This window comes from Devosia sp. ZW T5_3, from assembly GCF_044987315.1.
GTDB lineage: Bacteria > Pseudomonadota > Alphaproteobacteria > Rhizobiales > Devosiaceae > Devosia.
Map to the genome: position 1 here is coordinate 197,249 of NZ_JBJDRE010000006.1, position 20,304 is coordinate 217,552.

The 20,304-nt window shown below is 61.8% G+C and carries 24 protein-coding genes; 11 read left to right on the top strand and 13 right to left on the bottom strand.

The window, feature by feature from the left end; translation table 11 throughout:
- Positions 1-19 precede the first annotated feature (19 nt).
- Both ACI3KW_RS09910 and ACI3KW_RS09915 read right to left on the bottom strand, forming a co-directional pair.
- Positions 20-1,417, bottom strand: a complete 1,398-nt coding sequence (locus ACI3KW_RS09910) for a sensor histidine kinase (protein WP_404847928.1) — start codon at positions 1,415-1,417, stop codon at positions 20-22.
- 106 nt (positions 1,418-1,523) lie between these two features.
- Positions 1,524-2,216 carry a Crp/Fnr family transcriptional regulator gene (locus tag ACI3KW_RS09915; protein WP_404847929.1) on the bottom strand — a complete coding sequence of 231 codons (693 nt, stop codon included), beginning with the start codon at positions 2,214-2,216 and terminating at the stop codon, positions 1,524-1,526.
- A 201-nt stretch (positions 2,217-2,417) separates the two neighbouring features.
- Between ACI3KW_RS09915 and ACI3KW_RS09920 the strand changes: the two genes are divergently transcribed.
- The gene (locus tag ACI3KW_RS09920) at positions 2,418-2,786 is read left to right on the top strand and encodes a hypothetical protein (RefSeq protein WP_404847930.1); all 369 of its coding nucleotides are present in this window, start codon (positions 2,418-2,420) and stop codon (positions 2,784-2,786) included.
- Here ACI3KW_RS09920 and ACI3KW_RS09925 read toward each other — a convergent pair.
- Both ACI3KW_RS09925 and ACI3KW_RS09930 read right to left on the bottom strand, forming a co-directional pair.
- Complete coding sequence (locus tag ACI3KW_RS09925; protein ID WP_113121443.1) at positions 2,783-3,337, bottom strand: RNA polymerase sigma factor; 555 nt, start codon at positions 3,335-3,337, stop codon at positions 2,783-2,785. The two genes, ACI3KW_RS09920 and ACI3KW_RS09925, sit on opposite strands and share 4 nt — an antisense overlap.
- A 4-nt stretch (positions 3,338-3,341) precedes the next feature.
- The gene (locus ACI3KW_RS09930) at positions 3,342-3,563 is read right to left on the bottom strand and encodes a NepR family anti-sigma factor (protein ID WP_262166156.1); all 222 of its coding nucleotides are present in this window, start codon (positions 3,561-3,563) and stop codon (positions 3,342-3,344) included.
- Between the two features lie 146 nt (positions 3,564-3,709).
- Between ACI3KW_RS09930 and ACI3KW_RS09935 the strand changes: the two genes are divergently transcribed.
- The 9 genes from ACI3KW_RS09935 (at position 3,710) to ACI3KW_RS09975 (ending at position 12,109) form a co-directional block, all read left to right on the top strand.
- The gene (locus tag ACI3KW_RS09935; RefSeq protein WP_113121442.1) at positions 3,710-4,504 is read left to right on the top strand and encodes a response regulator; all 795 of its coding nucleotides are present in this window, start codon (positions 3,710-3,712) and stop codon (positions 4,502-4,504) included.
- Between the two features lie 126 nt (positions 4,505-4,630).
- On the top strand, positions 4,631-4,795 hold the full coding sequence (locus ACI3KW_RS09940; RefSeq protein ID WP_035102914.1) for a DUF1328 domain-containing protein: 165 nt from the start codon (positions 4,631-4,633) through the stop codon (positions 4,793-4,795).
- An 89-nt stretch (positions 4,796-4,884) separates the two neighbouring features.
- The gene (locus ACI3KW_RS09945; RefSeq protein WP_404847931.1) at positions 4,885-5,853 is read left to right on the top strand and encodes a sensor histidine kinase; all 969 of its coding nucleotides are present in this window, start codon (positions 4,885-4,887) and stop codon (positions 5,851-5,853) included.
- 141 nt (positions 5,854-5,994) lie between these two features.
- The gene (locus tag ACI3KW_RS09950) at positions 5,995-6,792 is read left to right on the top strand and encodes an ABC transporter ATP-binding protein (protein ID WP_404847932.1); all 798 of its coding nucleotides are present in this window, start codon (positions 5,995-5,997) and stop codon (positions 6,790-6,792) included.
- A 43-nt stretch (positions 6,793-6,835) separates the two neighbouring features.
- Positions 6,836-7,588, top strand: coding sequence for a transporter substrate-binding domain-containing protein (locus tag ACI3KW_RS09955; RefSeq protein WP_404847933.1), 753 nt, complete (start codon positions 6,836-6,838; stop codon positions 7,586-7,588).
- A 186-nt stretch (positions 7,589-7,774) separates the two neighbouring features.
- Entirely contained in the window at positions 7,775-8,584 is an 810-nt protein-coding gene (locus tag ACI3KW_RS09960; protein WP_113121438.1) for an ABC transporter permease subunit, read from the top strand.
- Positions 8,584-9,318 carry an ABC transporter permease gene (locus tag ACI3KW_RS09965; RefSeq protein WP_404847934.1) on the top strand — a complete coding sequence of 245 codons (735 nt, stop codon included), beginning with the start codon at positions 8,584-8,586 and terminating at the stop codon, positions 9,316-9,318. The genes ACI3KW_RS09960 and ACI3KW_RS09965 overlap by 1 nt, the downstream gene beginning before the upstream one ends.
- 4 nt (positions 9,319-9,322) lie before the next feature.
- Positions 9,323-10,462: a succinylglutamate desuccinylase/aspartoacylase family protein gene (locus ACI3KW_RS09970; RefSeq protein ID WP_404847935.1), complete on the top strand. Its 1,140-nt coding sequence runs from the start codon at positions 9,323-9,325 to the stop codon at positions 10,460-10,462.
- Between the two features lie 282 nt (positions 10,463-10,744).
- Positions 10,745-12,109: an aminotransferase class I/II-fold pyridoxal phosphate-dependent enzyme gene (locus ACI3KW_RS09975; RefSeq protein ID WP_404847936.1), complete on the top strand. Its 1,365-nt coding sequence runs from the start codon at positions 10,745-10,747 to the stop codon at positions 12,107-12,109.
- A 109-nt stretch (positions 12,110-12,218) separates the two neighbouring features.
- Here ACI3KW_RS09975 and ACI3KW_RS09980 read toward each other — a convergent pair whose 3' ends face one another.
- From ACI3KW_RS09980 to ACI3KW_RS09995, 4 genes are all read right to left on the bottom strand, one after another.
- Entirely contained in the window at positions 12,219-12,614 is a 396-nt protein-coding gene (locus ACI3KW_RS09980; RefSeq protein ID WP_404847937.1) for a response regulator, read from the bottom strand.
- A gap of 14 nt (positions 12,615-12,628) precedes the next feature.
- The gene (locus ACI3KW_RS09985) at positions 12,629-14,497 is read right to left on the bottom strand and encodes an ATP-binding protein (RefSeq protein ID WP_404847938.1); all 1,869 of its coding nucleotides are present in this window, start codon (positions 14,495-14,497) and stop codon (positions 12,629-12,631) included.
- Positions 14,498-14,626: 129 nt separating this feature from the next.
- Positions 14,627-14,971 carry a DUF4326 domain-containing protein gene (locus ACI3KW_RS09990; RefSeq protein ID WP_404847939.1) on the bottom strand — a complete coding sequence of 115 codons (345 nt, stop codon included), beginning with the start codon at positions 14,969-14,971 and terminating at the stop codon, positions 14,627-14,629.
- Positions 14,971-15,585 carry a trimeric intracellular cation channel family protein gene (locus tag ACI3KW_RS09995; protein ID WP_404847940.1) on the bottom strand — a complete coding sequence of 205 codons (615 nt, stop codon included), beginning with the start codon at positions 15,583-15,585 and terminating at the stop codon, positions 14,971-14,973. The genes ACI3KW_RS09990 and ACI3KW_RS09995 overlap by 1 nt, the downstream gene beginning before the upstream one ends.
- An 86-nt stretch (positions 15,586-15,671) precedes the next feature.
- Here ACI3KW_RS09995 and ACI3KW_RS10000 point away from each other — a divergent pair, with 86 nt between their 5' ends.
- Positions 15,672-16,292 carry a hypothetical protein gene (locus ACI3KW_RS10000; RefSeq protein ID WP_404847941.1) on the top strand — a complete coding sequence of 207 codons (621 nt, stop codon included), beginning with the start codon at positions 15,672-15,674 and terminating at the stop codon, positions 16,290-16,292.
- Between the two features lie 3 nt (positions 16,293-16,295).
- On the opposite strand, the gene ACI3KW_RS10005 is transcribed toward ACI3KW_RS10000, so the two are convergent.
- From ACI3KW_RS10005 to ACI3KW_RS10025, 5 genes are all read right to left on the bottom strand, one after another.
- Entirely contained in the window at positions 16,296-16,631 is a 336-nt protein-coding gene (locus tag ACI3KW_RS10005; RefSeq protein WP_404847942.1) for a cupin domain-containing protein, read from the bottom strand.
- Positions 16,632-16,641: 10 nt separating this feature from the next.
- On the bottom strand, positions 16,642-17,394 hold the full coding sequence (gene kduD / locus ACI3KW_RS10010; RefSeq protein ID WP_404847943.1) for a 2-dehydro-3-deoxy-D-gluconate 5-dehydrogenase KduD: 753 nt from the start codon (positions 17,392-17,394) through the stop codon (positions 16,642-16,644).
- Between the two features lie 171 nt (positions 17,395-17,565).
- Complete coding sequence (gene lpdA, locus ACI3KW_RS10015; RefSeq protein ID WP_262166129.1) at positions 17,566-18,975, bottom strand: dihydrolipoyl dehydrogenase; 1,410 nt, start codon at positions 18,973-18,975, stop codon at positions 17,566-17,568.
- 27 nt (positions 18,976-19,002) lie between these two features.
- Positions 19,003-19,635, bottom strand: coding sequence for a LysE family transporter (locus ACI3KW_RS10020; protein WP_404847944.1), 633 nt, complete (start codon positions 19,633-19,635; stop codon positions 19,003-19,005).
- A 94-nt stretch (positions 19,636-19,729) separates the two neighbouring features.
- Complete coding sequence (locus ACI3KW_RS10025) at positions 19,730-20,179, bottom strand: hypothetical protein (RefSeq protein ID WP_404847945.1); 450 nt, start codon at positions 20,177-20,179, stop codon at positions 19,730-19,732.
- Positions 20,180-20,304 lie beyond the last annotated feature (125 nt).

The following is a 20,304-nucleotide window of genomic DNA, read 5'->3' on the forward strand; positions in this document are numbered from 1 at the left end:
CTCCGGAGCGGGACTGGCATTAGCTGGCGGCCGCCCTCTCGACGCCGGGCAGCGGCACCGTCACCACAATGCCGCCATTGGGGCCCCGTTCATAGTGCGGTTTGCCGTCGAACTGATTGGCCAATTGCTTGACGATCACCGAGCCGAGACCACCCTCTCCCGGCGTTCGCTCGGCCGCCATGCCCACCCCGTCATCGGCCACTCGCAGCGTCGGCACATTGGCCGCGTCGCGCTTGAAGCTCACCGCGATGTGGCCCTGCCTGCCATCGGGAAACGCGTGCTTGAGCGCATTGGTCACCAATTCACCCACCAGGATGCCGATCGTTGTGGCGTCACGTGCGCCAATCTCCACCGGGGCAAAGTCGCCCTTGAGCGTCACCGCCTTGGCCGTGGTGGCGGTGTCGTGCAGATCGTCCAGCACCGCGCTCAGGAATTCCGCCGCGCTGACAGTTTCCAGATCGTCCCCCAGCCGCAGCCGCCGATGAGCCGAGGCCACCGCATGCACCCGCGCCCGCGCGGCTTCCAGCGCCTCGCGCACCTCATCCGAGTCGGTGCGCATGAGCTGCAGTCCGAGCAAGGACGAAACGGTCGCCAGCGAATTGCCGACCCGATGATTGGTATCGCGCAACAGGGCTTCGACACGCTGGCGCTCATGTTCGGCATGCTCGCGCGCTTCCTCGATGGCCTGGGTGCGCTCCCGCACCTGGGCTTCCAGCGCCTCGTTCTGCGTCAGCAATTGCGTCCGGCTTTCGGCCAGCGCGCTGACTTGGCGCTGGGTGCGCGACAACAGCGAATAGGAAAGGATTGCAGCCCCCGCCAGCGCCACGATGATGGCCACGACCAAAGCACGGCGCGACAGATCGATGCCCTTGTTGCGCTCCAGCAGCTTGGCATTTTCCTCGCCGATGAACTGTTCGAGTCCGCTGCGCAATTCGTCCATCAGTCGCGCGCCCATTCCGCTTTCGATCAGCGTCTGCGCCTCACCCGGACGGCCCGATTGGATCAGATCAACCGTCCGCGCCATCTCGGCCAGTTTGATGGAGATCGAGTCCGAGATGGCTGCCACCCGGTCGGCCTGCCTTGTGTCCGCGGCCGTAATGGCAACCAGCGTCTTGATCCGCGTGTCGATGCCGGCAACCGCACGCCGATAAGGCTCGAGATATTTCTGGTCCTGCGTCAGCATAAAACCGCGCTGACCGCTTTCCGCCTCGGTCAGCGCAATCGTCAGCTCGCGCGCCTGGTTACGCACCTCATAGGTCTGGGTGACATCGACCAATTGCCGATCAATGCCCGCCGTCATGATAAGCGCCGCTGCCGCTGCGAGCACGACCAGCGCCAGTGATGCCAGCACGGCAAGCCTGGGCCTCGCCCGGCGCGGCGGCTTGGTGTCGCGTTCCTGATTGCGTGCTTCGGCCATCATCATCCCGGCAGTCCAGCGGAAAGCTCAGGACGGCCGCGCCCCTCTGGAAGAATCGTGAGCTGAGCCATGCACCATGGCGATGGCGGTTTTGCGGCCATAGCCATCAGATCAATGGCCGGCGGCGTTCTGAGGGTCCCTCCCACCCGGCAAGCTCCATCAGCCCTGCCACATCGAGCACTCGACAAGTCCGGTCCAGCCAGCGGATCAGCCCGCGATCGGCCAGTTTGCGCAAGGTCTTGTTGGTGTGCACGATCGACAGGCCCAGCGTGTCGGCCACATGCAATTGCGAGATCGGCAGCACGATGGGCTCACCCTTGCTGGCTTGCACCGCTTCGGCCCGCTTATGCAGGAATGCCAGGAGATAGGCTGCGCGCTCCAATGCGCTGCGCCGGCCAATGCTCAGCAAGTGCTCGTCCAGCATGCGCTCCTCGCGCGAGGCGAGCCAGGCAATATCGAAGCCCAATCCCGGATGATTGCGGAACAGTTCGTCCAGCTTGTCGCGCCGGAACACGCAGAGCACCACTGGCGATAGCGCCTCGACCGAATGCTCCATGTCCCCGATCACCGAGCCCTGCAGGCCCAGCAAATCTCCCGGCAGCATATAATTCAGGATCTGGCGCCGGCCATCTTCCAGGGTCTTGTAGCGAAAGGCCCAACCCGACAGCAGCGTATAAAGATGGGCATTGTGGGCACCCTCCTGCAGCACCACCGAGCCGGTTTCCGCATTCAGTTCGCCGATTTTGAACGATGCGATGAATTTGAGTTCCTCAGGCGTGAACGCGCGGAACTGCGGCATCGCATGCAGCGGGCAGTGCTCACACGACACGCTGCGGGCGGACCCGGTAAGAACAAGACTCAATTGGCACCATTAAGGGGAAGGTAGCGACGCTGCCACAAACAACGATACCAGCAAGTGGCCGTTCCGCGACATGTCAAATTTAAATGACAGTGAAAACGCCTGGCCGCATGTGGTGGCTTTAGCGTTACGGACAGGCCAATGCTCACCGGACAGACGGTCCTCATTGTCGAGGAAGAATTTCTCATCGCACTCGATATTCAGCGCGTGCTGGAAGACCGCAATGTCGGCCAATGCGTCTGCGCCCGTAGCGTGGCTGAGGCCTTGTCGCTGCGCGAGCGCTGGCCGGACTATCAGCTGGCTATTGTCGAATTCCGTGCCGATCAACCCGACAGTATCGAATTGCTGCGTGGTCTCACCGCCGCCGGCATCCGCCTGATCATCACCACTGCAGATCACGCACTGCATGCCGGCCTGGCGGATGCGCCCGGAGCGCCCATCCTGGTCAAGCCATTTCCCGAGGCTGACCTGGTGAGCGCCATCACGCTGGCGCTCACCCAATCGGCTTAGAACGAGTGGTTGTGCGTGGTCACCTGTGCCGAGACGGCATCGGGACCGTAATCGGCTTCGCCGGATATCTTGAGAATATCCTGCAGACGCGTGCGGGCACGGCTGACGCGGCTCTTCATCGTGCCGATGGCGCAATCGCAAATCTCGGCGGCTTCCTCATAGGAAAATCCGGAGGCCCCGATCAGGATCACCGCTTCGCGCTGATCGTCGGGCAATTGGGCCAGGGCCTTTTTGAAGTCCTGCATGTCCATCGAGCCATATTGCGACGGATGTACGGAAAGCCGTTCGGTGAAGGCGCCATCGCTATCCTGCACTTCGCGGCCACGCTTGCGCATCTGGCTATAGAATTCGTTGCGCAGGATGGTGAAAAGCCACGCCTTGATATTGGTTCCCATCTCGAAGCTGGACTGCTTCGCCCAGGCCTTCATGACGGTGTCCTGCACCAGATCGTCCGCCTTGTCGTGCTTGCCGGTCAGGGAGACGGCAAAGGCGCGCAGGCTGGGCAATGTGGCAAGCATCTCGCGCTTGAACGAGGTCGGTTCGGCGGTCATGCCGTTACTCCCCGTCACGAGAGGCGGTCTTGGCCTTTTGCGCCTGTTCGGCGCTATCGAGCTTTTCCAACAAATCGAGAAGTTGGTCGGGAACGCCTTCGTCCTGCACGGCCCCATAGAGTGCACGCAAACGCGCGCCGATGTCCGAATTTGGACCCAGCCCATCATCTGCCCGCCCCGTCTGCGTTCGCATACGTTGCTGGGTCACCAGTTTGTCCTTTATCATGCCTATGTCTTTGCCGTCCAAGTTGGCCCTTTGGCGAGCTAAATGTGCAACCGCTCAAAAAGTTCCACACTGGCGGAACTTTTGCATTCTCCACCCGTTTAAGGGTTTCGTGGGTCCACGATCTAAGCGTCATTGGGAGTTCTTATATGACTTTGTCCACGCGGATTGCTCCGCATTTGCCGTATCTACGGCGGTTTTCCCGCGCCGTAACCGGATCGCAGACGTCCGGAGACGCCTATGTAGCGGCAACTCTCGAAGCTCTCATCGCCGACATTTCTCTGTTTCCCGAAGCGTCCAGCGATCGTATCGCACTCTATAAGCTGTTCTCCGCCCTCTTCTCGTCCTCAGCTATTCCCGTGCCCGAGCCGGCCTCCAGCTTTGCCTGGGAAAAACGCGCGGCGCGCAACCTCGCCAATCTCGGCCCCAAGCCGCGCCAGGCCTTCCTGCTGGTGGCCGTGGAAGGCTTTACCCATGCCCAGGCCGCCGAAATCCTCGGCGTCAGCGACAGCAAGTTCGCCGATCTGCTCGACGAGGCCTCGGTCGACATTTCCCGCCAGGTCGCGACCGAAATCATGATCATCGAGGATGAACCGCTGATTGCCATGGATATTGAGCAATTGGTGGAGAGCCTGGGCCACAAGGTGGTCAGCGTCGCCCGCACCCATAAGGAAGCGGTCAACCTGTTCAACCAGACCCATCCGCGCATGATCCTGGCCGATATTCAATTGGCCGATGGCAGCTCGGGGATCGATGCGGTCAACGACATTCTCAACACCCATTCGGTGCCGGTGATTTTCATCACCGCCTTCCCCGAACGCCTGCTGACCGGGGAACGCCCGGAGCCGACATTCCTCGTCACCAAGCCCTTCAATCCGGACATGGTCAAGGCCCTGATCAGCCAGGCACTGTTCTTTGACGAAGGCTCCCGCGCCGCGGCGTGAGGCACGGCGTTTCGTCATGGCAATATCTGCTAAAGGCCGGGTTTTCCCGGCCTTTTTATTTGCGCCATCGGAACCGCTTCACCGGCCTGCACGTTGTTTTGACAAGCTAATCAGAGGAGAGTTCTCATGCTCTACTATGCCCTTGTCTTCTTCGTCATCGCCCTGATTGCCGGCGTTCTCGGCTTTGGCGGCATTGCTGGCGCGTCGGCCGGTATCGCCCAGATTCTGTTCTTCCTCTTCCTGGCCTTCCTCGTCATCTCGCTCGTCATCGGCTTGATCCGCCGGGTCTAGCCATGACGACCGATACGCTGAACCCAAAGGCGGCTCCGCTCCGGCGCAGCCGCCTTTTGTATCCCGCTGACAATGCAAGGACCATCCCTATGTCTTCGGCATCAACCGAGCGTCAGCTGCAAATGTGGGTGCGCGCGCTTTCGGCCGGGTTGAACGGTCGCGGCATCAGTGTGCTGCACCAGCGCCGCGATCATACCTACGACCTCGCCGAGAACCTGCCCGAAGAGTGGACCGGCCGCGATGTAGTTGGATACCGGGAGGCCGACTTTCTGGCCCTCCCGCTCGCCCGCCAGATCATCACCGCCTTCGATGCCTGCCTCAGCTCCGGCCAATCCCAACGTGTCGGGTTCGAACTGTCCGATCCGATCCACCGCAAGCAGTTTCAAGCACAGTTATTGCCCGACGCCGATGGCGTTACCACCATCGTGACCGACGTCACCGAAGAACGCGGTCGGGAAGCTGCGGTCAACGAATTGCTGCGCGAAGTCAGCCATCGCTCCAAGAACCTCCTGGCCATCGTGCAGTCAGTCGCCATGCAGACCGCCCGGCACAGCACCAGCATCCAGCAATTTCTCGACCGTTTCCGCGGACGGCTGCATGCCCTGTCCAGCACGCAGGACCTGGTCACCGAAAGCAATTGGCGCGGCACACATCTGCAATCGCTGGTCACGTCCCAACTCGCCCGTATCGGCCCCCTGGCCTTGGGCAAGACCCGCATGACCGGGGAAAACCCCGTACTCGGCCCCAATGCTGCGCTGCACATTGGCCTGGCCATTCACGAGCTTGCCGCCAATGCTGCCCTGCACGGCGCCCTCGCCCATATCGGGGCGGGCCATATCTGGATCGATGCCAAGCTGTCGGCCGACGACCGCCAATTGGTCATCGAATGGCAGGAAACCGGCATCGAGCATGCCAAGGGCCGCGAGCCGGCTCGCTTCGGCACCATGGTGCTCGAACATGTCGTGCCGCTATCGGTGGGCGGGGAGGCGCTCTTCACCGTCGATGCCGACCACGTCTCCTACCGTCTCAGCGTTCCCACCGATCAATTCGCCGTCTGATCCCAGCACAATTGTGCGTCCTTGCGCATTTCGCTTGCCATCTGCCGCACTTCTGCTTTTGTTGCAGGCGGTCAAGACTGCCCGCCTCATAATAAGGCAGTCACCAGTCAGGAAACCCGCCCAAGCGGGTAACAGGTGAGCATGGCACAATCGAAGCCCGCAGGGGCTGAGAAGTGGCCGGTCGTGGCCATTCACGACCTGCACAAGTCTTTCGGCGACCTTGAAGTTCTCAAGGGCATATCCTTCACCGCCCGCGAAGGCGAAGTCGTCTCGCTGATCGGCTCGTCCGGCTCCGGTAAATCCACGCTCCTGCGCTGCATCAATATGCTCGAAGTGCCCGACCAGGGCAGTGTCGCCATCGATGGCGAGGAAATCGAGCTGCGCGGCAGCGGCAAGCGCCGCCATATCGGCAATGAAGACCAGATCCGCCGCATCCGCTCCGAACTGGGCATGGTGTTCCAGTCGTTCAATCTCTGGGCCCATATGACGATCCTCGAAAACGTCATGGAGGCGCCCCTGATCGTGCAGCGCCGCGCCCGCGCCGAGGTCGAAGCCGAAGCGCTGGCCATGCTGGACAAGGTGGGGATCGGCGCCAAGGCATCGAATTACCCCAGCCAGCTTTCAGGCGGCCAGCAGCAGCGCGCCGCCATTGCCCGGGCGCTGTGCATCAATCCCCGCGTCATGCTGTTTGACGAACCCACTTCTGCGCTCGATCCCGAGCTGGAGGTGGAGGTGCTGCGTGTCATCAAGCTTCTGGCTGATGAGGGCCGCACCATGGTGCTGGTGACCCATGACATGGAATTTGCCCGCTCGGTGTCCGACCGGGTGATCTTTCTGCACCAGGGGCTGATCGAAGAGGAGGGCACGCCCGACCAGGTATTCGGCGCCACCAAATCGGCCCGCCTCAGACAATTCCTCAATGCCGCCAGCCACACCTGAGCCATTGCGGCGCCATAACAACATTCAACGGAGAGACGTGAAGATGAAGAAGATTATCCTTGCCGCTGCGGCAATCCTGTCGCTGGCCTCGGCGAGCCAGGCCCAGGAAACCGTCCGCATCGCCACCGAGGGCGCCTATGCCCCGTGGAACTTCCTCGATGATGCCGGCAAGCCGGCCGGCTTTGAAATCGAGCTGGGCAATGCCATTTGCGAAAAGGCCGCCCTTACCTGCGAATTCATCATCAATGACTGGGATTCCATCATCCCCAACCTGCTCGCAGGCAACTACGATGTGATCATGGCCGGCATGTCGATCACCGACGAGCGGCTGGAAACCATCGATTTCACCCAGAACTATTTCCCGCCCGATCCGTCCAAATTCGTCGCCACCGCTGGCGAAGCCATCGATCCGTCCGCCCTTGAGGGCAAGCGCGTCGGCGTGCAGGGCGGCACCATCCAGGCCGCCTATGCCCAGGAAAACCTGGCCGGCAACAATACCGTCGTGTCCTTCGGCACGGCCGACCAGGCCATGGCCGACCTTGCCGCCGGCAATCTCGACACCATTCTGGCTGACGCCGCCTATCTGGAACCCGTCGTCACCGCCTCGGGCGGTACGCTCGAATTCGTTGGCGAGGACATCCTGATTGGCGACGGCGTGGGCGCCGGTGTGCGCAAGGACGAAGCCGAACTCAAGGGCAAGTTCGACACCGCCATCACCGCCCTCAAGGCCGACGGTACCCTCGACACCCTGATCGCCAAGTGGTTCGAAGGCCGCGGGCCTTATTTCGCCGAGTAAGCCGGGCTAGCCTACAAGCACGGTCTTCCCTCTCCCTTGTGGGAGAGGGTGGATCGACCGAAGGTCGAGACGGATGAGGGGATTATCTCCGCATATGCCGATTGCTGAACGACCGCAGCCCCCTCATCCGCCCCTTCGGGGCACCTTCTCCCACACGGGGAGAAGGCAAGCTGGTGCATACCGCGCATGACCGACGACATCGCCTACTGGTTCTCCTACCTGACCAATGGCAAGCATCTCACCTGGTATGCGAGCTTCCAGTTCACCATTTTCGCTGCGCTCGCCGGCGGCACGCTCGCCGTGGTCTTCGGGCTGATCGGGGCCACGCTCAAGAATTCGCGCTTCTTTCCGTTGCGGCTGATCGGCACCATTTATTCCTCCATCGTCCGCGGCGTGCCCGACGTGCTGTTCTTCCTGTTCTTCCCGCTCGCCTTCGAGCAGGCCGTCGAATGGGTCGTCGCCACCCAGGTCTGTTCGCCCGAGGCTATTGCCGCCCAGACCGCCGCCTGGCCACCCTGCAAGGAAGCCAACTGGTTTCTCGGCACGCCCGAATATCTCATCCTGGCCTCCGTCTCGCTGGGCCTGGTCTATGGCGCCTTCGCCACCAATGTCATTCACGGCGCGCTGCGTTCGGTGCCGCATGGTCAGCTCGAGGCTGCCCGCGCCTATGGCATGTCGGCCGCCCAGGTGTTGTGGCGGGTCCATATCAGGCAGATGTGGGTCTATGCCCTGCCGGGCCTGTCCAATGTGTGGATGCTGATCGTCAAGGCGACGTCCCTGCTTTCGCTGCTGCAGATCGCCGATATCGTGCTGTGGGCCGACCGGCTCGGCGCGCCCAACTTTCTGCCCACGGTGGGGCTGGTGCATGAGGATTGGCGCTGGCGCTATTATCTCGTGCTTTTCGTCTTCTATATCCTGGTGACCCTGATCTCCGAAAAAGCCTTCAATGCCATCATGCGCCGCGCCGGGCGCGGCATCTTGAGCGAGGCGCAGTGATGGAACGCTTCATCCAGGAACTGGCCCTCTTCGCCCCCGCCGTGTTGTTCAACATCTACTTTGCCGCTGCATCGATCCCCATCGGCTTCGTTCTGGCCATCGGACTGGCGCTGGGCAAGGCATCATCCAATCCATGGCTGTCGCGCCCCAGCCGCGCCTTTGTCTATGCCTTTCGCGGCTCCCCGCTGTTCATCCAGTTCTTCATGTTCTATTCGCTGGCGCTCTCGTTCAATGTCAGCCTGTGGAAGCCCTGGGGCGTGTCCTGGTTTGTGCTGCATCCGCTGTTTATCGGCCCGCTGGTGCTGACGCTGAACACCGCCGCCTATACTGCCGAAATCTTCCATGGCGCCTTGCGCGCCGTGCCCCGCGGCGAGGTCGAGGCCGCCCGCGCCTATGGCATGTCCCGCGCCCAGCAATTCCGCCAGGTAATCTGGCCCAATCTCATCCGGCTCGCCTGGCCCGCCTATACCAATGAAGTGGTTTTCCTGTTCCACGCCACGGCCATCGTCTATTTTGCCCTGCCGGTCATCGGCCTGCAAAAGGACCTGATGATCACCGCCAAGGAATTGTTCGAGCGCGACTATAATGCGTTCCTGCATTTTTCAGTCGCCGCCCTCTATTTCCTTGCCGTCTCGCTAGTGGTTTTCTTCCTGTTCGGGCTGGTCTACCAGAGGTTGATGCGACACATGCCGGCACCGCCGCGCATGCGCTTCCAGCCAAAATGGATCCGCTGAGCCCATGACTTTGCAACTGCACGAGACGGTCTTTGCCGGCGACGCCCCCGGCACCTCCACCAAGCTTTATTGGTACACGGCAGGCCCGCAAACTGCTGAAACCAAGGTGCATCTGCAGGCCGCCCTCCACGCTGACGAGCAACCCGGCACCATGGCGCTGCATCATCTGCTGCCCATGCTGGCCGAAGCCGACGCGGCGGGCCAGCTCAAGGCGCGCTTCGTCATTTTCCCCTCGGTCAATCCGCTGGGCCTCGCCAATCGCTCGCTGCGCCACCATATCGGCCGCTACGACATCGAAACCGGCGTGAATTACAACCGCCGCTGGCCCGACCTCTATCCGCTGGTTGCCGACGCCATCGCGGGCAAGCTCGGCACTGATCCCAAGGCCAATATCGCCACCATCCGCGCAGCCGTCGGCGCCTGGATCGCATCGCAGACAGCGGGCTCGGCCGCTCAGCAATTGCGCCTCTTCGTGCTCAAATCCGCCCATGACGCCGATATCGTGCTCGACCTGCATTGCGACGACGATAGCCTGATGCATATCTTCACCTCGCCCGAACTGATGCCGGGCCTGCAGGATCTGGCCGATTGGATGGGCGTCGCCGCCACTCTCACCGCCGAAGACAGCGGCGGCGGCTCGTTCGACGAAGTGCTACCCTCGCTCTATCGCAAGGCGCGCCTCGCCAATCCCGGCCACCCCATCCCCAATGGCGCTGAAACCGCAACGCTCGAATATCGCGGCCGCGCCGACAGTTTCGACGCGCTGGGCAAGGTCGATGCCGAGGGCCTGTTCGGCTTCTTCGCCAGCCGTGGCCTCATCGCCGCCGATGTCGAAGCCCCGCCCTCGGCGCCTCGGCCCACACCGTTCGAAGCCACCGAAGTGCTGCGCACCGACGCGCCGGGCCTGCTCGCCTATCACGTCGCACTGGGCGACCGCGTCGCCAAGGGCCAGCCTATCGCCGATCTGATCGCCATGGATGGCCCGCAGGCCTTCCTCGCCCGCCGCCCCATCCTGGCCGGCACCGAGGGTTTCGTGCTGTCGCGCGCCAGCGCCAAATATGTCGCCCGTGGCGCTGCAATCGCCAAGATTGTCGGCGGCGAAATACTGCCCACCCGGGCCGGCGGCTATCTCCTCGAAGACTAGCACCCGCCAAACAGACGGTTTCTGCCCGATCACGAAATAGCGAAGAACCGACCCCGCCATTTGCAGAACGCAAGTGAGCGGGCGCTTTGACGCGCGTTAACCTTACTAAAAATCTCTCTGACAGGCTCTATGCAAAGTTAACAAAACATTGCATTTTAAACAAAGGTTAAAGAATTGTTAAAAAGCTGCGCTGCACTCGACCAGAGGTGGTGGCGGAGGTTTTTCAAGCGCCCTCCGTAGTTTCGCCAGAGTAAGGCCTGTAAGTCAGATTAGGAGAGCGTCATGGAGAGTAAGTATAAATCCGCGCCAGAGGCCGCTTTGAAGGGCAGCCTGCGAGATTTTCGTGCCCCCGCCGGACCCGGCCTCATCAGCCGCGTAGCCGGTTTTTACGAGTGGCAGAATCTGCGCCGCCAGCATGAATTGTGGCCTTATGCCCGCTCGACCTCCACTGCCCCCAAGGCCCGCTGCGAAGCCCGCAGCGATATCGGGCAGAAATTTTCGGGCATCAACTTCGCCAGCCAGGATTATCTCAGCCTCTCCTCCCATCCGGCCGTGAAGCAGGCGGCCATCGAGGCCATCGGCGAATATGGCGTCCATAGCGCCGGCTCCGCGGCGCTGTTGGGGAACACCACCAATTCGCTCCGCCTGGAGCGCGCTCTGTCCGATTTCATCGGCGGCCGCGAAATCGTGCTCTATCCCACCGGTTGGGCCGCCGGCTATGGCTCGGTACAGGGCTTTGTGCGCGCCAATGACCATGTGGTCATGGATATCCTGGCCCATTCGTGCCTGCAGGAAGGCGCCAAGGCCGCGACGCAGAACGTGCACCATCACGGCCACCTCAATCTGCAGGCGCTGGAGCGCAAGCTGTCCCGCATCCGCGCCACCGACACCAAAAACGGCATCATGGTGGTGACGGAGAGCCTGTTCTCCATGCACTCCGACACGCCGGATCTGGGCGCCATGCGCGCGCTCTGCGACAAATACGACGCCACCCTGCTGGTCGATTGCGCCCATGACATGGGCTCGATGGGCGAAGACGGGCTGGGCCATCTGGGCCTGCAGAACATGCTCGACGCCGCCGACATCATCATCGGCAGCTTCTCCAAGACCTTCGGCTCCAATGGTGGCTTCATTGCCGTTCGCGACAAGGCGACCGCCGAATATCTCAAATATTACAGCGCCACCCACACCTTCTCCAACGCCCTCTCGCCAGTGCAGGCGGCCACCATCCTGGCCGCGCTCAATATCGTGACCTCCGGCGAAGGCCGCGCCCTGCGCCGCAAGCTGATGGACAATATCCTCTATCTGCGCCAGGAAATGACGGCTGCCGGCCTCGAAGTGCTGGGCAATCCTTCGCCTATTGTTCCGGTCAGCCTGGGTCTGGAAAGCGTGGGCCGTTTTGCCTCGCGCCATCTGATGGCCATGGGCGGCATTGCCAACCTCGTCGAATACCCCGCCGTGCCGCAGGGCGGCGCCCGCTTCCGCTTCCAGGTCATGGCCGCCCATACCCACGAGGATATCGACCAGGTGGTGGAAATCCTCGCCCAGGCCATGCATGACGCGGACATGGAATACCGGCTCGGCCACGAAGCTCCGCATCGCATCAGCGAGCGGATGGAAGAAGCCAGCAGCATTCCCGCAGAATAACCGGTTCCAACGCGAGCCCCGATCGATATCCCTCCCCTTGTGGGGAGGGATTTAGAGGATGAGAGCCACCCGAGGCCCCGTAATAGAGGCTACCGGGAGGCAGGTCAGCCTACCCCTCGATAAACGCCGCTGCCGGGGTTTTCGGCCCCAGCACGGCCTGCATCTTGCTCAATAGACGCGGCAGGTCCACCGGCTTGGTGTCGAAATCGATGCAGCCGGCGGCCAGTGCCTTGACGCGATCGGTTTCGAACGCGCTCGCCGTCAGCGCAATGATCGGCACCGCCGCCGTTTCGGGATTGGCGCGGATGCGGCGTGTGGCTTCGCAGCCATCCATCTCGCCCAGGCCCATATCCATCAGGATAACGTCGGGCAGCAATTCAAGCGCAGCGGCAATGCCGCTGGGGCCGTCTTCGGCAAAGCGGATGGCATAGCCCCGCCGCTCCAGCCGTCGGCCCAGCACGTCGCGATTGATGGGATTGTCCTCAACGATCAGCACCAGTGCCATCAGCGCTCTCCCGCTTATTCGTTGACCGCCCGCGGCGGCCTCGCCCCGCGCGCCGCCTTGAGGCTGGCAATGGCCGTCCGGACCTTGTCGCCATCCAGCGGCTTGAGCAGAATGCCATCGGCCCCCGCCGCCAGCGCCTTGCTGCGCTCGGACAGGATCGAAATCATCAGCACCGGAATATCGCGCGTGATGGGATCGGCCTTGAGCGCCGCCAGCACGTCCCAGCCATCAAAGCCCGGCATCAGGATATCGAGGAAGATCGCCGAGGGTTTGACCGTGCGGGCAATCTGCAGCGCCGATTGCGGCGCATCGGTGCAGATGGGTGTCACCCCTTCCTTGGCAAACAAGCGCTCGGCGACTTCGAGGAAATTGCGATCATCGTCGATGATCAGCAGGCGCTGCCGCTCGCTGCTTCCGGTGCCCGAAATACGATCGTTGAAATCCTGCACATGCTCGCCATGCAGCGGCACGATGGCGCCGCGGACATTGGCCAGCGGATCATGCGCCGCTTCCTCGCTTTGCGCCGGCAGGCGGATGGTAAAGCACGACCCCTTGCCCAGCTCGCTCTCGACATCGATCTGCCCGCCCATCAGCCGGCACAGATTCTGGCTCAGCGACAGCCCCAACCCCGTACCGCCATAGACCGCGGCAATCTTGGGATTGGCCTGGGCAAAGTTGTTGAACAGCGCCTTCTGCTGCTGTGCCGAGATACCGATCCCCGTGTCGGCCACCGCGATCTCGATCCATTCCTGCCCAGCCTCGGGGCGGCGCAGGATGGAGAGCGTGATGCTGCCATTATGGGTGAATTTGGCGGCATTGGAGAGCAGGTTGAAAATGGCCTGCCGCAGCTTGGTCGCATCGCACCGTATCGTGCCCAATTCGCCATGGCGCTCGACCACGAAGCTATTGGCATTCTTGATCGCCAGCGGCCTTGCGGTGGATTCCACCTCGTTGATCAGCAGATCCAGATCGACCGTCTCGACATGCAGGGACATCTTGCCGGCCTCGATCTTGGAAATATCGAGGATGTCATTGACCATGGCCAGCAGGTGCTTGCCCGCCGCGCTGATCTTCTGCAGGTCGGCAATCTGCTCGCCCCGTCCGTCAAGCTCGGCATCCTCGAGCAGGATTTCCGAATAGCCGAGCACCGCATTGAGCGGGGTGCGCAGCTCGTGGCTCATCTTGGCGAGGAACTCGGATTTAGCGCCATTGGCCCGCTCCGCCTCGTCCTTGGCCAGGGTCAGCGCCTTGAGCGTTTCCTGGTGGCGCTCGACTTCGCGGATCAATTCGGACTGGCTATCCACCACGCTCGAATAATAGGCCGCCATCATGAACACGTAGATATTGCAGCCCAGCGCCGACAGCACGCCGGCCACCACCATGTTCTCGACCGGGATGTGGCTGGGAAAATCCCCTAGAAGATAGAAGATATAAAGCGCGCCAAGCCCTAGCGTGAACTGTGCGAACACGAAGATGCGCGCCGTCCAGCTCGCGCCCAGATACATGAAGGCGAGCAGTGGCGTCAGCACCAGCCAGACGAGGAAGGGCGAGCTGGTGCCGCCATAATTATAGGTGCCCCACAGGATACAGAAGGTCAGGTTCAGCACCGAAAGCATGGCCAATTGCGTATAGGCGCGCGGAAACAGCTTCAGCAGCGCCAGGAATGGCCAGAAGGCATAGATCGACGCCGCCAGGATCAGCACATGCGGCATGGGCGTCGGGTCGGCGAACCACAGGAACAGCGGGATCGGCGTGGCGATAATCGGCCCGAACATGTGGCTCATGACGAACATCTGCACGCGTTTGCGCGTATGCAGGTCGCGCTGCAATTCCTGCGGCGTGAACCATGCCATCGTTCGCTGGAACAGAGCCAATGGATCCATGGTGGTGCCTCGAGCCGGCCGATGCCGAAGGCCGACAGTGATCTTAACACTTTGACAAGTGGTAAATCATGCCGCGGTCAGATGCAGTATTTAGGACAAAATCGGCAATAATCGTCGAAAATAGTCCGGTCAGCCGTTCGCCAGCGCGATTAGCGTATCGGCGTGGCAGGGTGTTCCTGCCTTGCACCAGCAGGCCAGATTCCGCCCCGCCAGTGCGCCGCGGATCTCCGCAAGAGCTGGCGGCGTTTGCTCTGTCACCAATTCTCCGCGTATCCAGCGTCCATAGCGTGCTATCGCTTCAGCCTGTGCCTTGACCCGATCAACGCCCAGTTCCGTGGCAACATCGTCAATAGTGAACGGATTGCCCCACCGCCCCGGCCGCGCCACGGATTGGGCCGGCAGTCCATTCAATGCGTGCGAGATCGCCTGCAGGTCGAACCCAGCCCGGCGCGACAGGACGATGCGTTGTGGCATCATCGCAAATCCTTGTCATAGACGAATTTGGGCATTTCCCATTTCCGGATCAGCGCCACGACGCGCAAGGCAAACCCGACGGCAATCGCCACCAGCATCACCAGGTCCTGCTGCAAATTAGCCTGGAGCCCAAAATAATAGATCACGCCGGTGACGATGGACACGGTCGCATAGAGCTCGCTCGAAAACACCAGCGGCACGTCATTGCACAGCACATCGCGCAATATGCCGCCGACAATCCCGGTGACCATGCCGGCGACGATGACGATCAGCGGGTGCTGGCCCATCTCGATGGCCACGTTGCACCCGACGATAGTGAACACCACCAGCCCCAGCGCATCGAGCAGCAGGAAGGGCCAGCGCAAGCGGTCCACCACCCGCGCCATGGCAATGGTCAGCAGCGCCGCCCCGCACACCAGCAGCAGCACATAGGGATTGTGCACCCAATAGAGGGGGTAATGCCCCAGCAGGATATCGCGCGCCGTGCCGCCACCCAATGCGGTGACGCAGGCCAATAGGCACACGCCGAACCAGTCCATCTTGCGCCGCCCGGCTGCAAGCGCTGCGGTCATCGCCTCGGCGGCAATGGCGATAAAGAACATCGCTTCAAGCATTGGATCGTCCTAGTGGCGTCGAAACCGGGTTGTCGCGCCAACGTTACCTCAAGACAATGCCGCATGCATCAACCGGAGGCAGAGCCATGCGCCAGCCCAAATCCGTCAGGGGTCTCGAAGACTTCGGCCGCATCCGCTTGTCGGAGAGTTTTTTCATGCGCGACTTCCTCTATTCGGAAATCGCCGCCATCAATGGTTTTCAGAACATTCCATCAGACCCCGACCTTGCCATCGCCGCCGGCAAGGTGTTGTGCGAAACCCTGCTCGAACCGCTGCAAGCCCGCTTCGGCCGCATTTCGGTGCGTTCGTCCTATCGCTCGCCCGAGGTCAATGGCTTCGGCAATGCCAACAAGCTCAATTGCGGCAGCAATGACAGCAACTTCGCCGGCCATATCTGGGACCGCCGCGACGCAAAGGGCCGCATGGGCGCCACGGCCTGCGTCGTGGTCAACCGCTTCATCCCCTGTTACCAGCGCACCGGCGATTGGGAAGCCATGGCCTGGTGGGTGCATGACCACCTGCCCTATTCCGACATGGAATTCTTCCCCAAATATGCCGCCTTCAACCTGCAATGGCGCGAGGAACCGATCCGGGGGATCTATAGCTTCATCCCACCACGGCGCGGCCGGCTGACCGAACCGGGCAAGGCGAACTGGGCTGGGAAGCACGAGCAGGCTTATGCAGCGATGCTGGCGGAAATTGGGTAGAAGCTACAGAAAATCCTGCCGCATCGGGGTGAAGACGTCGATCAGGCGCCCCTCGGTCAGCGCCACTACGCCATGCTCGATCCCGCTGGGCACGATGAAGCTGCCGCCCTGCTCGACCACTTCGGTCTTGCCGCCAATGGTGACCTCGAACCGGCCCTCGGCGACATAGCTCACCTGGATGTGCGGATGCGAATGCAACGCGCCCACTGCGCCCTGCTCGAAGCCGAATTCCACCTGCATCAGCTCTGGCGTGTGGATCAACACGCGGCGCCTGTTGCCCGGCGCCAGTTCGGTCCAGTCCGTCGCCCCCGGCTGCGCAAAAACTGCCTGTCTGCTCATCGCTCTCTCCTCATCGTGCGAGCCATCCGCCATCCACCGGGACGACGGCGCCATGCATATATTTGGACGCCCGCGACAGCAGGAACACCGCCGCATCGCCAATGTCGGATGGCTCGCCCCAGCGGCCCGCCGGAATGCGGCCCAGGATCGAGGCCGAACGGTCGGGATCCGCCCGCAGCGCCTCGGTATTGTTGGTTTCGATATAGCCCGGCGCAATGGCGTTGACGTTGATGCCCTTGGCCGCCCACTCATTGGCGAGGAGCCTGGTAATGCCCAGCACGCCGCTCTTGGAAGCGGTGTAGCTCGCGACCCGTATGCCGCCCTGAAAGCTCAGCATCGAGGCGATATTGACCACACTGCCATGGCCCCGCTGCAGCGCCTTGCGCCCGAAGGATTGGCAGAGGAAGAACATCGTCTTGAGATTGATGTCCATCACGCTGTCCCAGTCCTCCTCGGTGAAGTCCACTGCGTCGACCCGCTTAATGATGCCGGCATTGTTGACCAGCCCATCGATCGGCCCGTGCTCGACCCAGGCGGTCTCAAACATGGTCTGCGCCGCCTTGGCCGAGCCCAGATCGGCCGCGACGCCGACAAAGCCGTCACCCACCAGCCGCGCCGTTTCCGCCATGGAGGAGCGGCCTACGCCGATCACCCGGCCACCGGCCCGTCCGATCGACACCGCAATGCCCTGCCCGATGCCGGTATTGGCGCCGGTCACCATAATCGTCTTGCCCGAAAGGCTGAACGCCGAAAGGTCGCTCATCGCCGCGCCTCGACCGTCAGCGAAATATCGTAATCGGTGCTCACGCGATCCTCCAAACGCAACGGAACCTCCGCCCTTCTACCTTGCATCAATCTGGTATGGAAGAATGCAGCGGGCAAAAAAAAGAACCCCGACAGGTGCCGGGGTTCTGAAACGACCAGATTTCGCCGATCAGATGTGAATAGCGCCATCGCCCAGCGACAAGGCCGCTTCGCGTACCGCTTCCGACAGGGTCGGGTGCGCATGCGTGCTCCGGGCCAAATCCTCGGAGGAACCGGAGAATTCCATCAGCACGACCAGTTCGTGGATCATCTCGCCGGCATTCTTGCCCACGATATGGGCGCCCAGCACCCGATCGGTATTGACGTCGGACAGGATCTTCACAAAGCCCTGCGTCGCCAGCATCGCCTTGGCGCGACCATTGGCCGTGAAGGGGAATTTGCCGATCTTGTATTCGACGCCATCGGCCTTGAGCTCGTCTTCGGTCTTGCCGACCGAGGCGATCTCGGGATTGGTATAAACCACTGCGGGGATTGCCGCATAGTTCACATGGCCGGCCTGACCGCTGAGGATTTCAGCGACGGCAATGCCCTCGTCCTCGGCCTTGTGCGCCAGCATCGGGCCGGCGATGACGTCGCCAATGGCATAGATGCCGTCGACCGAGCTCTTGTAATGCCCGTCGACGCGGACACGGCCACGCTCGTCCAGCGCCACGCCGACGATGTCCAGCCCCAGCCCTTCGGTATATGGCTTGCGGCCAATGGCCACCAGCGCCACATCGGCGTCGAGGATTTCCATGTCGCCGCCCTTGGCCGGCTCGACCCGCACCTTGAGCGAGCCGTCATCCTGCTTGTCGATGCCGGCAACCTTGCTCGACAGCTTGAAATCCATGCCTTGCTTTTGCAGCATGCGCTGGAACTGGCGGGCCACTTCGCTATCCATGCCAGGCAGAATTCGGTCGAGATATTCGACCACCGTCACCTTGGCGCCAAGCCGCGCCCAGACCGAGCCCAGCTCGAGCCCGATCACGCCGGCGCCGATCACCAGCAGCCTGTTCGGCACCTTGTCCAGGGTCAGTGCGCCTGTGGAGCTGACGATCTGCTTCTCGTCGATCTCGATACCCGGCAGGTTAGCCGATACCGAACCGGTGGCGATAACTATATTCTTGGTCTCGACAGTCTGGGCAGAACCCGACTGCGGCGTGACCAGAACCTTGCCCGGCGCGGCAATGGTGCCGGTGCCGCGGAACACGGTTATCTTGTTCTTTTTAAAGAGATAATCCACCCCGCCGACATTGGCGGCGACGGTTTCGATGCGATGATTCATCATCTGCGGCAGGTTCAGCACCGGGGCGGGGATATCTATGCCCAGCGCCTTGAAACTGTGGCCGGCTTCCTCGAACAATTCGGAGGCATGCAGCAGCGCCTTGGACGGGATACACCCGATATTGAGACAGGTGCCGCCCAGGGTCGGCCATTTCTCAACCACGGCAACCTTCATCCCCAGCTGCGCTGCGCGGATAGCGGCGACATAGCCGCCCGGGCCCGAGCCGATGATGGTGAGGTCGAAGATGTCTGCCATTCTGATGCCCCGATTACAAAGAGGTGCCTAGTGTTGCTGTGCGATCGCCACGCGAACCGCCAGCAGGATGAATGTAATGCCGGTTACCCGATTAAACCACCGGCCGAACCGGAAAAAGCCTTGCCGTACAGAAGGTGTCGTAAAGAAAACCGAGACCAATGCGAACCAGGCAAAAAGCATAAGGCTCATCGCCAGCACGTAGATAACTTTGACGTCCATATGGGTATGGGCGGAAACCAGACTCGTGAATAGCGCCAGAAAGAACAGCACCGCCTTGGGATTGAGCAGGTTGGTCAAAAAGCCCAGGGCGAAAGCCGCCAGATCGCCGCGCTTGGCGCCAGTCAGATCGCTAGCTTCGGGCGCTTTTGGTGGCGGGCTGCGCAGAGCCGAGACGGCCAGGTACACCAGGTATGCCGCGCCCAACCATTTGAGAATATTGAACAATAGCAGCGACTGCCCAACGATCACGCCGACCCCGAGCAGGGTATAGCTGCCATGGACCAGGATTGAAGTCGCTATCCCGGCCGAGGTGAAGAGCGCGGCGCGGCGGTCATGGGCGATGGATTGGCGCAGCACCATGGCGAAATCGGCGCCGGGGATGACCGCATTGATGCCGAAGGCCAGCATCAGGCCGGCAAATTCAAGCCAGGGAAAGTCCATCACGGGCACCGCCGAGTCATTGTGCCACAGCAGTTACACCAGCCTGCTCCGCCGGGCAACGCGTGTGCTCGGCATTGCCCCTTGCCGGAATGGGCTATTGGGCCGCAATGTCTTGAGCGCGCTTGAGAATTCCGGACAATTGCTTGTCGATATCGAGCGCCCCGCTATCTACCCGCTCGAGGAAGGAGCGGCAGAAGGCGTCCTTGTCTTCGGCCTGGTTGAAGGCGCTCATGATCTGGGTGCCGCCATAGGTCTCGGCGGCTTCGATCTGGCCGGGGCTGGCGCCGCCCAGCTTGTTGATCACCCGATCGGCCAGATCGAGGAAGCCGATATTGCGTAAGTACCAGTTATCATTGGCAGTTTTATAGGCGCTGTTGAGCCCGGTGGTCTCGTAGCAATGGGTGGTCATGGCCGAAACAATGGCCTTGGAGCCCTGGAATGCCATCAGCTCGCCGACCAGTGCCGCGTCGGCATTCTCCTGCGCCCGGACAGCGGGGATAAGTGCGGCAAGGCAAAAAAGGGCCGGGAAAAACAGGGGACGCACCAGGCGGTCTACTCCGAAAAAATCTGAACAGCACAGTGTGTCATCTGAGGCCTTGGCGTTAACAGACTGTTAGCACCGAGAACAACCTCGATCACGATAATGCCAACAAAAAGGGCCCGCCGAAG

Coding starts and splice junctions, on each gene's coding strand:
- ACI3KW_RS09970 (WP_404847935.1), top strand. CDS start 9,323: ATGACTTTGCAACTGCACGAGACGGTCTTTGCCGGCGACGCCCCCGGC.
- ACI3KW_RS09950 (WP_404847932.1), top strand. CDS start 5,995: ATGGCACAATCGAAGCCCGCAGGGGCTGAGAAGTGGCCGGTCGTGGCC.
- ACI3KW_RS09945 (WP_404847931.1), top strand. CDS start 4,885: ATGTCTTCGGCATCAACCGAGCGTCAGCTGCAAATGTGGGTGCGCGCG.
- lpdA (WP_262166129.1), bottom strand. CDS start 18,975: ATGGCAGACATCTTCGACCTCACCATCATCGGCTCGGGCCCGGGCGGC.
- ACI3KW_RS10000 (WP_404847941.1), top strand. CDS start 15,672: ATGCGCCAGCCCAAATCCGTCAGGGGTCTCGAAGACTTCGGCCGCATC.
- ACI3KW_RS10005 (WP_404847942.1), bottom strand. CDS start 16,631: ATGAGCAGACAGGCAGTTTTTGCGCAGCCGGGGGCGACGGACTGGACC.
- ACI3KW_RS09955 (WP_404847933.1), top strand. CDS start 6,836: ATGAAGAAGATTATCCTTGCCGCTGCGGCAATCCTGTCGCTGGCCTCG.
- ACI3KW_RS09930 (WP_262166156.1), bottom strand. CDS start 3,563: ATGATAAAGGACAAACTGGTGACCCAGCAACGTATGCGAACGCAGACG.
- ACI3KW_RS09980 (WP_404847937.1), bottom strand. CDS start 12,614: ATGGCACTGGTGCTGATCGTTGAGGACAATCCCATCAATCGCGACGTG.
- ACI3KW_RS09910 (WP_404847928.1), bottom strand. CDS start 1,417: ATGGCCGAAGCACGCAATCAGGAACGCGACACCAAGCCGCCGCGCCGG.
- ACI3KW_RS10020 (WP_404847944.1), bottom strand. CDS start 19,635: ATGGACTTTCCCTGGCTTGAATTTGCCGGCCTGATGCTGGCCTTCGGC.
- ACI3KW_RS09925 (WP_113121443.1), bottom strand. CDS start 3,337: ATGACCGCCGAACCGACCTCGTTCAAGCGCGAGATGCTTGCCACATTG.
- ACI3KW_RS09975 (WP_404847936.1), top strand. CDS start 10,745: ATGGAGAGTAAGTATAAATCCGCGCCAGAGGCCGCTTTGAAGGGCAGC.
- kduD (WP_404847943.1), bottom strand. CDS start 17,394: ATGAGCGACCTTTCGGCGTTCAGCCTTTCGGGCAAGACGATTATGGTG.
- ACI3KW_RS09935 (WP_113121442.1), top strand. CDS start 3,710: ATGACTTTGTCCACGCGGATTGCTCCGCATTTGCCGTATCTACGGCGG.
- ACI3KW_RS09920 (WP_404847930.1), top strand. CDS start 2,418: ATGCTCACCGGACAGACGGTCCTCATTGTCGAGGAAGAATTTCTCATC.
- ACI3KW_RS09960 (WP_113121438.1), top strand. CDS start 7,775: ATGACCGACGACATCGCCTACTGGTTCTCCTACCTGACCAATGGCAAG.
- ACI3KW_RS09965 (WP_404847934.1), top strand. CDS start 8,584: ATGGAACGCTTCATCCAGGAACTGGCCCTCTTCGCCCCCGCCGTGTTG.
- ACI3KW_RS09915 (WP_404847929.1), bottom strand. CDS start 2,216: ATGCCGCAGTTCCGCGCGTTCACGCCTGAGGAACTCAAATTCATCGCA.
- ACI3KW_RS09990 (WP_404847939.1), bottom strand. CDS start 14,971: ATGCCACAACGCATCGTCCTGTCGCGCCGGGCTGGGTTCGACCTGCAG.
- ACI3KW_RS09985 (WP_404847938.1), bottom strand. CDS start 14,497: ATGGATCCATTGGCTCTGTTCCAGCGAACGATGGCATGGTTCACGCCG.
- ACI3KW_RS09995 (WP_404847940.1), bottom strand. CDS start 15,585: ATGCTTGAAGCGATGTTCTTTATCGCCATTGCCGCCGAGGCGATGACC.
- ACI3KW_RS09940 (WP_035102914.1), top strand. CDS start 4,631: ATGCTCTACTATGCCCTTGTCTTCTTCGTCATCGCCCTGATTGCCGGC.